Genomic DNA, 12,407 nt, shown 5'->3' with positions numbered 1-12,407 from the left:
GAAAGATCATCCATCTTTTTGGTGATTTTCACAAATAATCAGTATTATTGATACTTTTCCAGTTTTAAATCAATATAAAGCATCATTTTTTGATTGGGATCTTTCAGGTCCACCTGGCCAATTTCGGAAATTCGTTTTAAACGATAGTTTAATGTATTCGCATGAACATTTAACTGTTTGGCGGTATCATTTAAATTACTGTCATGATCTAAATAGACCTCTAATGTTTTGACTAAGCTGCTATTATGTTGAGCGTCATAATCATGAAGTTTTTTTAAGGAGTCATTCACATAATCAGTATTCTCCCTGCTTTTTAGGAGCAGATCGAAAAACTGGTAAATCCCTAACTTCTGATAATTGTATATATGATTTGTTTCATCAGGAAATTTATTCTTAATCGATAAGACCGTCAAAGTTTCATGGTAGGCTTTGCCGATTTTTTGATAATCCTGGCACATGCCACTATAGACTGGCGTGATTCCAGCAATGCTATATCGTTCGTTCATTTTTCCAACAAAAAGCTGTGAGAAATGTTCTAGTTCCTGTGTAAGGTTTTGAATCTGATCAGCAGATATTAATAAAATAAGCTGGTCAAAGTCAATCGTGTAGAGAATGATTTTTATACGCTGATTGGTTTTTAAAAGATACGAAATATATTGTTCGGCCTTACTGTTAATAGTTTCTTGAAATTGAAACACAAGAATGACAAATGATGAGGGCGGGGTGATGTTTAGCAGCTGAAACTGATCCAGGATTTCATCTTGGGCCGTCAAATGTCCAGTTAACAGCTTCCAAAAAAACTCTTGTGAATGTTCTTCTTTTTTGTTTTTTCTTGTTTGCAGCTGAAGAAGCTTATTTTTCACAGCATCAGCTGCTTTTTTTAGTAAACTCATTTCTTTATCTGATAGTGCTTTTTCAATTTCTAAGGCCCAAATAAATCCAATAACCTCTTTATTTTTCCAAATGGAAATAGCTATTCTGTTTCCAAGGCCGATTTCGTTCATACTTTGGACTCGAATCGGTTCTTTTGTCTTAAGAAGAGCAGGAATGGTACCTTCTTTCCATAGTTGGTTAATGACTTTTTCGGGTACTCTCCGACCGATTATCGTTGCAATTCTGGCTTGGTCAGTTCGTTCATCATGAGTGCTGTATGCTAACAGCCGATGATTAGCATCCTCAATTGTAATGGGGCATTTAAGAACTTGGCTTATTAAGTCTGCAAATTCATCCAGGCTTTCAAATGTGGACCTAAAGGGATCATGAAGTCGATTGTCCAAAACGATTGACCTCCATTTATGGAATACTTTTGATAAATTTTATTATTTAAAAAGCCTTTTGTTTAATTTTACAAAATTATCAAAGGAATTTCTTGTTTTTCTACAAAATAAAAAAGTTAAAGAGAAAAGAGAATCAAAAAAAATGGCCCATACGAGGGCCATTTCCTTTTAAAAAAATATTTTAATGCCTGCTAATGCAAGGCCAATTAAAAATCCGCACACTGCTCCATTCACACGTATCCATTGCAAGTCTTTGCCAACATTCGTTTCGATCATATGGATCAACGTTTTTGTTTCCAGTTTATCTAGGTTTTCCCGAACAAGCTGGCCGATTCTGGAATGATTGTTCTCAACAAAGCTGGAAATATGTTCTTTCATCCAGCCTTCGAGCTGCTCCATCTTTTCCTTATCCCTTTTCAATTCATTTAAACTATCCTGAATGGTGGGAAGAACAAAGTCATCATAAAAATTGGGTTTATCCACAAAGGCTATAATTTTCTCTTGAGTTTGGGAAAGAAAGTCGACGATTCTAGCCTCTGCTTCCCAATTGTCTATGATGTGAGTTTTAAGCTGTTCTAATTCATCATAAATTTTCCCGTCGGCTTTTAGGCTTTCCAATTTTTGATGAATATGGTGAAGGAGGTTTTGCCTATTTGGATTATAAGGGTCACGAAAGCTGTCGATTCCCTTTAAAATTAAAGTTTGAATAATATTTCCCAATTTTTCTTCGTTTATCAGATTACTAAACGATCTTAAAGCAAATTGCATAATTCCATCTGCTTTTATATTTTCAATCATTGATACAGCCATCCCGCCAAGCCGGTATTTTGTACTATCTTTTTTTGCCCATTCATCTACTTCATTAAGAACAAAGTCGAGTGACTTTTCATCATAATTCCTCGCCTTAATTTGGTCAATTAACATGGGCAGAAGGGACTTTAATTCCAGATGCTTGAGCTGTGATTTTAGCTCTTTTTCAAGAACAGGTGCCCATTTTGTAACGTCGAATTTGGCAATTAAATGTTGGATAACAGAGACCGTATTGGTTTTTACAGCTGGTGAATGTATTTCCCTGTCAATGAGAGAAAAAAGCTTTTCTGAAAACTGAAATGTATTGATTTTCCCACGAATGCTGGCCATGGTGAGCCAGTCGTTTTCAAGCATGGAAATGATTTTATCAATAATTTTACTGCGGTTTTTGGGCAGCAATGCTGTATGTGGAATCGGCAGCCCCATTGGATGCCGAAATAAAGCAGTAACTGCAAACCAATCCGCAAGCCCTCCAACTAAACCTGCCTCAAATCCTCCTTGGAGAATCATCTTCCAGATAGAAGGTTGTAGTGGAAGAGTTAACAGGAATCCGGCTGCCATTATCATAAGAGAAATAGTCGCCAAATGCTGTGAATTGCTTTTCCGATTTGCCATTTTCTGTACCTCTCATTTTTAAATTAAATCATGATATTGCTATTATCTCAATTTTGAAAGAAAAAGCAAAAAAAAACTTCTTTTTAAAGTCTGGTGAACTTTAAAAAAAAGCATTTTGATTTCAAAGTATTGTACAGCTATCATTCAATACGAGGTTTTTTTGCGTGTAGGTTTTATATGAGTGATTAAACCATCTAAATCGGTAATATAAAATTGTGTTTGCGGTTCTGATCTAAGATATTTTTCTTGAAGCAGCAGAAAATAATTGACGCGGTGTTGTGGGTCATATCCTAGCATTGGATACTCTCGATGGTCTTTTACATATTGATCAACTGCCTTTTGAACAAGGTCCATCTCGACAGCGATCTGTTTTTCTTCCTCTTCAAATAAATCATAGGTTTCTTTGGACATGTAGAATTTTTTTGATGGAATGCCTTTCAGTATAGGGGCAAGCTGTTTAAAATCAATGCTGTTATCATCCTGAACCAAGATGGTTCGATAAACGCCTTTGGGCAGGTGATCGGAAAATTCTCTGACTGCCATTCGGACATCATCAATGGTTGCATCAATAATCGGATAGTGCTCGTCAGTGTTCTGAGCCGCAGCTGTCTGCTTAGAATGGATAACTTTCGCACCAGGCGGCTTAAAGTATTTTTGTATCATAGAATAAATCGTAATTGCTCCAACTCCTATCCCTAATAAAGTACCGACTCCCGTAAATAATGAATGAAAGTTATATTGTGTGTCAATCCATTTTCCAAGTTTATAACCTCCAAATACACATATTGCTATGGTAATGCCGAAAACCATATTCAATGAAAGGGTTTTCATAAGGAAGTTCGTAAATTCATTCCATTGGGAATTTTCCTTGTCTCGCCCTTTTTCAAAGCATTTTCTCACATCTGTTTTCATTTCTTCCGAAACTTGGTTCTCTACAAAAAAATCTTCTAGATATTCCATTTCAGATTTGTCTTCATTTTTTAAAAGGCAGGCAGTTTTTTCTTTTGATCCTTTTGTGTAATGAACATAAATCCATTTTTCCTCAAAGCCTAATTCGAGATCTTCCGTCACTCTGCCCAAGTACTTTGTAAACTTGTACTTCATACCATTTACGCCCCCTTATATTTCTCTGTTTGCGGGAAGGAGAGGTTTTGTGATGGGTAAGCTCTCTCAGCAGATTCTCTTGCTAAATGTTTTGCTTCCTCTTTAGCTGATTGAATGATTAGCTTAGCTTCATTTTCACTGTATTTTCTCATTTCTCTTGCATCCATTCTGGCCTGTTTTAAAATGGTTTCACTGGCCAGAAGGTTTTGCTCGGCAACTAGATTATTTTGTTCAGTAAGCTTCAATTGATTTTCTATATTTTGCTTACGCATGTCAAGAATTCCAACCATTTTCTTGAAAACGAATTTTTTTAAAGCAAAGGTAAGGATGGTGAATAGACATGCTTGATAAATCATGGTTCCTAGAGAAATGGGCAGGCCCAATAACGTAATATCCCCCATGTTGGTTCAACTCCTTTCTATATTCATATTAAACGATGTGAAATATAAACCATCGTAAGTGTTACAAATATATATGCTTGAATCGCGCCGATGAAGAGGCAAAATGCCTGCCAAATTAGCATCGGAACCGCAGCTAAGAAAGCGTTTACAATTCCGTGCGTTACAGCGCTCGCCAATAATGCCAGCATGACTTCACCGGCATAAATATTTCCGAACAGACGCAAACCTAATGTAAGAGTAGTAGAAAATTGTTCAATCAAATTAATCGGAAACAGTGCTGCAAATGGTTTAAAAAAGCTAAGTAAATAATGTTTTAATCCATTTGTGCGTATATCAATAAAATGAGTATAAATGATAATCATGATTGCCAGTGTCATAGTGACATGCGCATCGGCAGTAGGTGACTTCCACCATGTAACAGGTTGCTCCTCAACTGTAACAATGGAAAATGGTATACCCATAAAATTAGCAATGAATAAATACATCATTAGGGTAACGCCAGTTGATAAAACAAATAAATTGTTTGATGCACCCATGGAGCTGTTCATGATGTCTTTTACAAATTCAATGATCCATTCCATAAAATTCTGCGCTTTTTTTGGAACATGTACTGAAGGGTTTCTAGTAGTCAAGTACGCAATGAGGAAAACAATAGCAGCCGCCGCCGTGCTTGTTAAAATGATGGAAAGGTCAAAGGTGAGGCCAAGCCAGACAACCTGTGGTCTAGTGTGTTCTATGATGTCCACCCCCTTTCTTATAAAGGTATGAACTTCAATTAAAAGGAACTAGGAAAAAAGTATGATACCTTACGTTTAAATTATATATAAAATCACCCAAGATTGTAATATAGTTCACAATTTATTGCTAATTTTCTGAATAAAATTAGTTGACAAATTAATAATATTTTAAATGATTAAATGAATATTAATCATTTTTTTATGAATAATAGTTTTATTATGGGGAATATACAGAAAAAAATCTATTTTGTAACCTTTTTTTACTTTTCACGTCTTATTTATTGTTGTAAAATATACAAGGCTCAAAAGAGAGAGTAGGGGGAAAAATATGAAAAAATTATTATTACTAGCAGCATCTGCAACAATGGCTTTTGGTCTTGCTGCCTGTTCTAGCAGCAGTGATACGGATAAGAAGGATGCAGCTAAAGCAACAGAGGATTCAAAAGCTGATATCCAAAAAGAACTAGTAAAATTTTATAATGAGCTAGGCGAAAAAATTAATGCCAAAGATGCTGACTTAAATACTTATGTAGCTAAGGCGACCAAGGAAGACGCTGCACCTGAGGAACTGCCAACGCCAGAGGAAAAGGCGGCAGCAAGCGAAGCAGCTGCAGCTGTTTCCGCTGATCTTTCCAATGTTGCCATTCCGGAAAGTTTAAAAGATCATAAAGCCGATCTTGAGGCAGCTGTAAAAGATTTTGCAGCATCCTATAACGAAAAGGCTGAAGAATTAAAGAAAGATGCTCCTAACTTGGATGCCGGAGCTGAAACCTTTGCAAAAGGTGAGGAGAAGCTCGGAAAAGTTTATCAAAGTGAAAAATTATTCGCACCAAGCTTGGACAAACAAGTAAATTAATAATAAAAACAAGCCAGATTATGAATCTGGCTTGTTTGCTTAATCTAAAAAGGTATTTTTTAGTGAATTGTTTTGTAAGTAATTTGCAGTTCATTTAAATGTTCATCTACTGTCATGAACGTTTCTGTTTCCTCGAAGAACCATACATCATTTCCATCTACAAAAAATGTGATCCCGTTAATTTCCTCCGTAAAGCCAATATTTGTTGGTGTCTCTGCTGAAAAAGCAAGTGTAAAGCCCTTATTCTTCTCACCGAATCCGGCATATTGAGGAAACATGCGGATGTTGGACAACATTGTATCTTGAAATTCCTCTTTAAACCATGAAGCAGCTTTATCGTCAATTCTAATTAACATATTTGCACCAACCTTTTTATAGATGTAGTTACCGTAAAGGGGGGAGAAGAGATATTTCTTATCCCAACAACTTACAGGAATAGAATATAAAATTTCTCACTTTTTTCATGTGATTTTTTACACATAGATCATGGAATGCTTAACAATGTTATAAATTGTTCATTAATTTGTATTAAAATTGGCACAATTTCTCCAGGATCATATTCATAAAAAGGCTTCTGCAGAAGAAAATAAAAAGGATGTCTGCCTATTTTGCGGATAATGATTTTGTTTCGATTATTGTAACATCCATATGGTGTTAATGGTGATAATATAGAAGAAACAAGAAAAGAGGGATTCGAATGGAACATAGCTTTGAAAATCTAACTAATGCTGCTGATATTAAAACGCTGATTGACACTTTTAATAAAACTTTGGAAAAAATTGAAAATAGATTATCGAGATTAGAGAAGGTTGATAGTATTGAACATCGTGTAGCTGTTAACCAAATTGATCTGTCAGATATTAAGGAAGTTTTGGAGAGGATTGAGGAAACTTATAAAACAGAAATCAAACATATCCATCGGCGACTCGATTCTCATCTTGTGAAAATTGCCAAAACAGAAGAAGAAATATTAATTTTAAAAACTAAATAAACATTTAAAGGACAGTTTAAAGTGCATCTATGTAAGAAAAAGCTGACTCATGAAGGGGCAAATGCCTAACCTGAGCAGCTTCTACGGAAATAATAGATAGATGAAAATTTTATTTTATCTTTGAAGCAAGGCTCTGAAGCCCAAATAAAGCAGCGCTGCAACAAAGATTAGGATTGCGACTGCTCCAATGATAACAAGTATGGTAGACAAACTAGCTAAAAATCCAACTGTAGTTGCCACTTCAATCAGAGCAAAACCAGCCAGGATACAAGCTAAATATAAAAGTGCTTGGTAGTTAAATAGATTACTCAATGTTCATCCCTCCTTAATGCACAGTATGCGGCGGGATGCATGCTTGATTGGATATTTGCACCAGTTATTTGGCAAAAAAACAGACCCCTGATTGAGGTCTGTTTCACTATGGTATTATGATAACGCTTCGGATTTGGCTAAAGGAATTTGTTGGACGGTTGTTTCATTATTTCCAGCTGTTTTAGTCACTTCAATATACTTAATATGATGTTCATCCATCTCGGAAATTTTAAAGGCATAACCATCATATAGTATTAAGTCACCTTGTTTGGCTTCATAATTCTCCGTTAAGATCCAGCCGCCAATCGTATCAACGTCTTCCTCGTCTATTTCAATTCCCAATAAATCATTGACTTCTGTGACTAATACCTTGGAATCTATGATATAATGATTTTCTTTGATTCTGCGAATCTCAGGAATTTCATCCATATCAAATTCATCCCGAATTTCACCGACAATCTCTTCCAAAATATCCTCAACCGTCACAATCCCCGATGTGCCGCCATATTCATCCATTAATACAGCCATATGCATCCGATCTTTTTGCATTTTTACAAGCAAATCATGAATGGGGATGGTTTCTATGACTCTAATAATCGGCCGTATATAAGTTTCTAAGGTTTGGCCAGACAGTTTTTCATTTCCGATAAGGTCAGTCATAATTTCCTTGATGTTGACAAGCCCAATAATATGATCCTTATCACCATCGATAATTGGATATCTTGTGAATTTTTCTTCACGGATGATTTTAAGAAAGGACTCTAATGTATCATCCTTGGATAAAGAGATGATTTCCGTTCTTGGTACCATTATTTCCTTAGCAATCCGGTCATCAAAATCAAAAATTTTATTTACATACTTAAACTCTGATTGGTTAATTTCGCCACTTTTATAGCTTTCGGATAGGATGATTCGCAGTTCTTCTTCCGTATGGGCAAGCTCATTCTCAGAAACCGGCTTTAATCCAAAAAGACTGGAAACGATACGTGCGGACCCATTGAGTACCCATATAAAAGGATACATCACCTTATAAAAAAGGATTAACGGGCGTGACACGGTTAGCGTAATCCATTCAGCCTTCTGTATGGCCAACGTTTTTGGTGCAAGCTCACCAACAACGACATGCAAAAAGGTAATGATAACAAACGCCAATGAAACGGATAATATTTTTGTAGCATGATCGGGAATGTTTAATGCATGAAAGAGCGGGTCAAGCAAATGTTCAATCGTTGATTCCCCAATCCAGCCTAATCCAAGAGCCGTTACGGTAATACCTAACTGGCAGGCAGATAAATATTCATCCAAATTTGAAATCACTCTTTTTGCAGAGACAGCCTTCGAATTTCCTTCCTCAATTAACTGGTCAACTCTTGAACTCCGAATCTTGACAATGGCAAATTCAGACGTTACAAAGAATGCCGTTAAAGCAATTAAAATGGCTATTAAAACCAAGTTAAATATGTCCAAATAAATTCCCTTATCCCGTTTTTTACGACGAGTAAGGTGTCACCTCCTAGTTTTTACAATCAACTTGAAACTTTTAAAAGGGATTGCACTAAAGCCGTTCTCAATAAACTTAAATTGCTTGTCAATTTTTCTTTTTGCTGGTCATCCAATTTTTCAAGAAACGGGATGAGATCAAATAAATCATTTTCGAGCTGCTTCATTTGCTGAGTGACTGCACTGACATGCTTATCAACCTCAGTTGCTTGTAGATTCCTAGATTTTCTCATTTCTAATTTTCTTCTAATCTCGTCAAGCGGTATGTGCAAATTTTTACATTCTTCTATAAATCTAAGATCATTTAATGACTCATCAGAGTAAATTCGATAATTGGATTTTGAACGATCGGCGACAAGCAGGCCTATAGACGTATAATAGTCAATCGTACGTTTAGAGACCCTTGCTTTTTGAGCTAATTCCCCAATACGATAGACAGCCCCATCATACCACCTCATTTTATTTAAATTACCAATAATTATACCCCATGTAAAACCGTACAGTCAAACGTTCTACTTTTTATAGGCATTGTTATCTACATTTTATGGAGAGGATTAGGTAATATGAATGAAAAAATGAAAAAATAAAAAGCACCAGCGCTGCTGATCAACGCTAGTGCCCTTCTTTTATAATCCGGAAGTCAATGGTAAGAGGTTATACGAGGGCCTCGGCCTTTTTGACTTCGATATAGAGGATATGATGGCCTTCAATTTCTTTTATCTGAAATTCAAAGCCATCCGTTTCAATGGTATCTCCTTTTTGAACATCAAACTTTTGGGTCAAAAACCATCCGCCTATTGTATCGATATCATCTTCTTCTAAATTGGTCCCTAAAAGGTCATTCACTTCGCTAATTAATACCTTGCCGTCTAATATATATTGTGAATCGCCGATCTTCTGAATAAGGGGCATTTCATCCACATCAAATTCATCCCGTATCTCACCAACAATTTCTTCAAGTATATCTTCAACGGTCACAATTCCTGCAGTGCCGCCATACTCGTCCGAAAGAATGGCCAAATGGGAACGGCTTTTTTGCAATTTGACCAGCAGTTCCTGTATGGGAATTGTCTCGATCACATGGATCACTGGTTTTATGTATTCTTTAAGGGGTTCATCCCCGCTGCATTTTTGCTCGATACAATCTGTTAAAACTTCTTTTATATTAACGATTCCCAAAATATTGTCTTTGTCTCTATCAATCACAGGATACCTTGTATACTTTTCCGTTCTTACTGTTTCAATAATTTCATCTAATGTAGCATCTTTTGAAAGAGTGATTACCTCTGTCCGAGGTACCATAATCTCCTTTGCAATCCGGTCGTCAAATTCGAAAATATTATTCATGTAGCTGTATTCAGATTGATTAATCTCACCACTTTCAAAACTTTGAGAAAGAATCATCCGCAATTCTTCTTCAGACATGACAATATCCTGTTCAGAAGCGGGCTGAATGCCGAATAAACCGGTAATAAACCGTGAAGAGTGGTTTAAAATCCAAATAAATGGATATAGAATCCGATAAAACCAAATAAGGGGATTTGCCACTAATAGGATAATTTCCTCCGCCTTTTGAATCGCAAAGGTTTTGGGTGCTAATTCCCCAATCACGACATTAAAAAATGTAATGATAGCAAAGGCTAGAAAAAATGAAATAAAGTGTTCAATGGATGCTGGCAATGGAATCATATCAAAGATGGGGTCTAATATAGCACGGATTGTTGGTTCACCCCGCCAGCCCAAAATTAACGAAGTGACTGTTATTCCAATCTGTGTTGCTGATAGGTAGCCATCGATATTGGAAATCACTTTTTTAGCTGATTCCGCTTTCTTGTTTCCCTCGGAAACTAACTGGTCGATTCTTGTTGTCCGCACCCGGACAATAGCAAATTCAGAGGCAACAAAGAATGCCGTCAATGCTATTAGCAGTGCGATAATAAATATGTTGATCCAAATCATCGGTCGCCTTACAAAATGTAAAGCATCCCACCTCGCTTAAAAATTAATGATACTTACATTATTGCCTTTAAAAAGGATTTCTACAGAAATATGTACATGTTTATTATTTCAAAAAACCACTCGGCGGGCAAATAATTAGTATGTGACTGTTATTTTGTTTAGTAAATGCTTAAAAAAAACAAACCTCCTGCAGCAAATAAATGTCAAACTGCAGGAGATTTGTTCCATTCACGTGCCAGCATACTATAAATAATAATATCATGAAAATAACCATTTAATAGTTCGCCATCCCGTAAAATGCCTTCTTTTACAAAGCCTAATCGTTCAGGAATGGCTCTGCTCTTGTAATTTTTTATTCCGCAGCGAATTTCCATCCGATTTAATCCTAAACCTAAAAACGCATATTGGAGCAGCGCAATAACAGATCTGGTCATAACCCCATGTCCTTCTGCGCTTTTGGCGAGGTAATAACCGATGCTCGCCATCCTATTGTACCAATCAATTTGCTGCAGACCAATTGAACCCACGAGTTCCCCTCGATAGAGAATCCCAAGATTACAGCCGCTGTTTTCAGCAAATTGATTTAACCAGATAGGAATAATGGCCTCAAACTGGACCGGCGTTGTCATGCTTCCTACCCAGGGCAGCCACTCCTGTAAATGTTTACGATTTTCCTCCACAAGCTTAAATAATTGCAGGGCATGATGGCTTTGAAACAATTGCAGTTCAATCTCATGATCGGCCTTTAATGTAAACATGCTCGAAACTCCCGTAAGTTTTCTAACATCATATGCAGGGATAGGTTTGGAGGAAGCAAAAAGAACGAATTAAGGAAAAACTTTTTCTTGTAAAAGCTTTTTTTTAGGGGTATAGTCATAAGTAATGAATTGAATATTTCCACAAGGGGGGCTGCCTTTTGGCGGCTGAGAGTGAACTTTTGTTCTGACCCTTTGAACCTGTTAGTTAGCACTAGCGTAGGGATGTGGCTTTTTGCTTATGTTTATTAGCAATGCAGACTCTTCCTACGTCCTGCATTGCTTTTTTTATTTTTAGTTTTAAAATCAGGGGGAGAAATGATGAACAAAAACAGGAGCAATACACGTTTTATCACGGAGGTAGCTGTTTTTTCTGCCTTAGCTTATCTGTTGGATTTAGCCGCCAATTTCTTGTCGTTGAAAATTTGGCCGCAGGGCGGGTCTGTATCGATTGCCATGGTGCCTGTTTTCATAATGGCTTACCGTTGGGGAATAAAAGGCGGTCTGTTGAGTGGTTTTTTGTTAGGTTTATTACAATTTATTTTAGGGTTTGCCCAAATTTATACGATCATTCAAGGTATTATTGATTATTTTATTGCCTTCACCGTAGTCGGGTTTGCAGGTGTTTTTGCTGGGCCAATTCAGCGTGCACTAGTAAAAGGAGAAAAAAGCAAATGGATGGTTTATTCACTCCTAGGTGCTTTCATTGGAAGTGCGCTTCGTTATGTCTGCCATGTTGTTTCAGGGATTGTCTTCTTTGGCGAATATGCGCCGAAAGGCCAGCCTGTAACCGTATATTCTTTGCTTTATAATGGAACATTTATGCTGCCAAGCTTCATATTAAGTGCTATTATTGTCATTTTAGTTCTAAGTGCCATGCCTAAAAAGTCGTTTTTACAAGAGCATTAATTGGCAGATGCAGTTTGAAAGCTTTCATATGGACAAGTAAAAAGAAAGCCTCGGGCTTTCTTCAGAATGTCGAGAAAGGGTATTTTTCTCGGCAATTTTTTATTCAATCAACAGGGTGCAAAGTCAACCTAAGTATTGCAACACACATTTTCTAACCTTGCTAAGTGTGTTGCAATCTTTT

14 protein-coding genes and 1 riboswitch are annotated in these 12,407 nt (G+C 36.6%); of the genes, 3 read left to right on the top strand and 11 right to left on the bottom strand.

Annotated elements, in window-relative coordinates; genetic code table 11:
* Window positions 1–44: 44 nt before the first annotated feature.
* The 5 genes from NFS43_RS13395 to atpB all read right to left on the bottom strand — a co-directional run bounded on the left by NFS43_RS13395 (window position 45) and on the right by atpB (window position 4,944).
* Window positions 45–1,277 (bottom strand): helix-turn-helix domain-containing protein, encoded by a 1,233-nt coding sequence (locus NFS43_RS13395; RefSeq protein WP_251552179.1) that lies wholly within the window; start codon window positions 1,275–1,277, stop codon window positions 45–47.
* 168 nt (window positions 1,278–1,445) lie between these two features.
* Complete coding sequence (locus tag NFS43_RS13390; RefSeq protein ID WP_251552178.1) at window positions 1,446–2,702, bottom strand: DUF445 domain-containing protein; 1,257 nt, start codon at window positions 2,700–2,702, stop codon at window positions 1,446–1,448.
* A gap of 144 nt (window positions 2,703–2,846) precedes the next feature.
* Window positions 2,847–3,806 carry an AtpZ/AtpI family protein gene (locus NFS43_RS13385; protein WP_251552177.1) on the bottom strand — a complete coding sequence of 320 codons (960 nt, stop codon included), beginning with the start codon at window positions 3,804–3,806 and terminating at the stop codon, window positions 2,847–2,849.
* A 5-nt stretch (window positions 3,807–3,811) separates the two neighbouring features.
* A complete protein-coding gene (locus tag NFS43_RS13380; protein ID WP_251552176.1) occupies window positions 3,812–4,207 on the bottom strand; it encodes an ATP synthase F0 subunit B in 396 nt (131 codons plus the stop codon).
* Between the two features lie 23 nt (window positions 4,208–4,230).
* Window positions 4,231–4,944, bottom strand: coding sequence for a F0F1 ATP synthase subunit A (atpB, locus tag NFS43_RS13375; RefSeq protein ID WP_251552224.1), 714 nt, complete (start codon window positions 4,942–4,944; stop codon window positions 4,231–4,233).
* Between the two features lie 328 nt (window positions 4,945–5,272).
* Between atpB and NFS43_RS13370 the strand changes: the two genes are divergently transcribed.
* Entirely contained in the window at window positions 5,273–5,800 is a 528-nt protein-coding gene (locus tag NFS43_RS13370; protein ID WP_251552175.1) for a YgdI/YgdR family lipoprotein, read from the top strand.
* A gap of 59 nt (window positions 5,801–5,859) precedes the next feature.
* Here the strand turns inward: NFS43_RS13370 and NFS43_RS13365 are convergent, their stop codons facing one another.
* A complete protein-coding gene (locus NFS43_RS13365) occupies window positions 5,860–6,156 on the bottom strand; it encodes a HesB/YadR/YfhF family protein (protein WP_251552174.1) in 297 nt (98 codons plus the stop codon).
* 341 nt (window positions 6,157–6,497) lie between these two features.
* Between NFS43_RS13365 and NFS43_RS13360 the strand changes: the two genes are divergently transcribed.
* Window positions 6,498–6,791 (top strand): hypothetical protein, encoded by a 294-nt coding sequence (locus NFS43_RS13360; protein WP_251552173.1) that lies wholly within the window; start codon window positions 6,498–6,500, stop codon window positions 6,789–6,791.
* 114 nt (window positions 6,792–6,905) lie between these two features.
* Here the strand turns inward: NFS43_RS13360 and NFS43_RS13355 are convergent, their stop codons facing one another.
* The 5 genes from NFS43_RS13355 to NFS43_RS13335 all read right to left on the bottom strand — a co-directional run bounded on the left by NFS43_RS13355 (window position 6,906) and on the right by NFS43_RS13335 (window position 11,320).
* Window positions 6,906–7,103, bottom strand: coding sequence for a hypothetical protein (locus tag NFS43_RS13355; protein ID WP_251552172.1), 198 nt, complete (start codon window positions 7,101–7,103; stop codon window positions 6,906–6,908).
* A gap of 114 nt (window positions 7,104–7,217) precedes the next feature.
* Window positions 7,218–8,570: a hemolysin family protein gene (locus NFS43_RS13350; RefSeq protein ID WP_251552171.1), complete on the bottom strand. Its 1,353-nt coding sequence runs from the start codon at window positions 8,568–8,570 to the stop codon at window positions 7,218–7,220.
* Window positions 8,571–8,629: 59 nt separating this feature from the next.
* Window positions 8,630–9,061, bottom strand: a complete 432-nt coding sequence (locus NFS43_RS13345; RefSeq protein WP_251552170.1) for a MerR family transcriptional regulator — start codon at window positions 9,059–9,061, stop codon at window positions 8,630–8,632.
* Window positions 9,062–9,257: 196 nt separating this feature from the next.
* The gene (locus NFS43_RS13340) at window positions 9,258–10,562 is read right to left on the bottom strand and encodes a hemolysin family protein (RefSeq protein WP_251552169.1); all 1,305 of its coding nucleotides are present in this window, start codon (window positions 10,560–10,562) and stop codon (window positions 9,258–9,260) included.
* Between the two features lie 203 nt (window positions 10,563–10,765).
* Window positions 10,766–11,320: a GNAT family N-acetyltransferase gene (locus NFS43_RS13335; RefSeq protein ID WP_251552168.1), complete on the bottom strand. Its 555-nt coding sequence runs from the start codon at window positions 11,318–11,320 to the stop codon at window positions 10,766–10,768.
* 134 nt (window positions 11,321–11,454) lie between these two features.
* A riboswitch (TPP riboswitch) is annotated at window positions 11,455–11,560 on the top strand.
* Between the two features lie 78 nt (window positions 11,561–11,638).
* On the opposite strand from NFS43_RS13335, the gene thiT reads away from it, so the two are divergent.
* Window positions 11,639–12,226, top strand: a complete 588-nt coding sequence (gene thiT, locus NFS43_RS13330; protein WP_251552167.1) for an energy-coupled thiamine transporter ThiT — start codon at window positions 11,639–11,641, stop codon at window positions 12,224–12,226.
* Window positions 12,227–12,407 lie beyond the last annotated feature (181 nt).

Source organism: Neobacillus muris, from assembly GCF_943193175.1.
GTDB lineage: Bacteria > Bacillota > Bacilli > Bacillales > Cytobacillaceae > Neobacillus > Neobacillus muris.
The sequence above is the reverse complement of the archived record's forward strand: the minus strand, read 5'-3'. Positions and strand labels throughout refer to the sequence as shown.

Excerpts from the sequence above, each read along its gene's own strand:
- NFS43_RS13390 (WP_251552178.1), bottom strand. The coding sequence starts at position 2,702 with ATGGCAAATCGGAAAAGCAATTCACAGCATTTGGCGACTATTTCTCTT.
- NFS43_RS13385 (WP_251552177.1), bottom strand. The coding sequence starts at position 3,806 with ATGAAGTACAAGTTTACAAAGTACTTGGGCAGAGTGACGGAAGATCTC.
- NFS43_RS13380 (WP_251552176.1), bottom strand. The coding sequence starts at position 4,207 with ATGGGGGATATTACGTTATTGGGCCTGCCCATTTCTCTAGGAACCATG.
- NFS43_RS13370 (WP_251552175.1), top strand. The coding sequence starts at position 5,273 with ATGAAAAAATTATTATTACTAGCAGCATCTGCAACAATGGCTTTTGGT.
- NFS43_RS13365 (WP_251552174.1), bottom strand. The coding sequence starts at position 6,156 with ATGTTAATTAGAATTGACGATAAAGCTGCTTCATGGTTTAAAGAGGAA.
- NFS43_RS13360 (WP_251552173.1), top strand. The coding sequence starts at position 6,498 with ATGGAACATAGCTTTGAAAATCTAACTAATGCTGCTGATATTAAAACG.
- NFS43_RS13345 (WP_251552170.1), bottom strand. The coding sequence starts at position 9,061 with ATGAGGTGGTATGATGGGGCTGTCTATCGTATTGGGGAATTAGCTCAA.
- NFS43_RS13340 (WP_251552169.1), bottom strand. The coding sequence starts at position 10,562 with ATGATTTGGATCAACATATTTATTATCGCACTGCTAATAGCATTGACG.
- NFS43_RS13335 (WP_251552168.1), bottom strand. The coding sequence starts at position 11,320 with ATGTTTACATTAAAGGCCGATCATGAGATTGAACTGCAATTGTTTCAA.
- thiT (WP_251552167.1), top strand. The coding sequence starts at position 11,639 with ATGAACAAAAACAGGAGCAATACACGTTTTATCACGGAGGTAGCTGTT.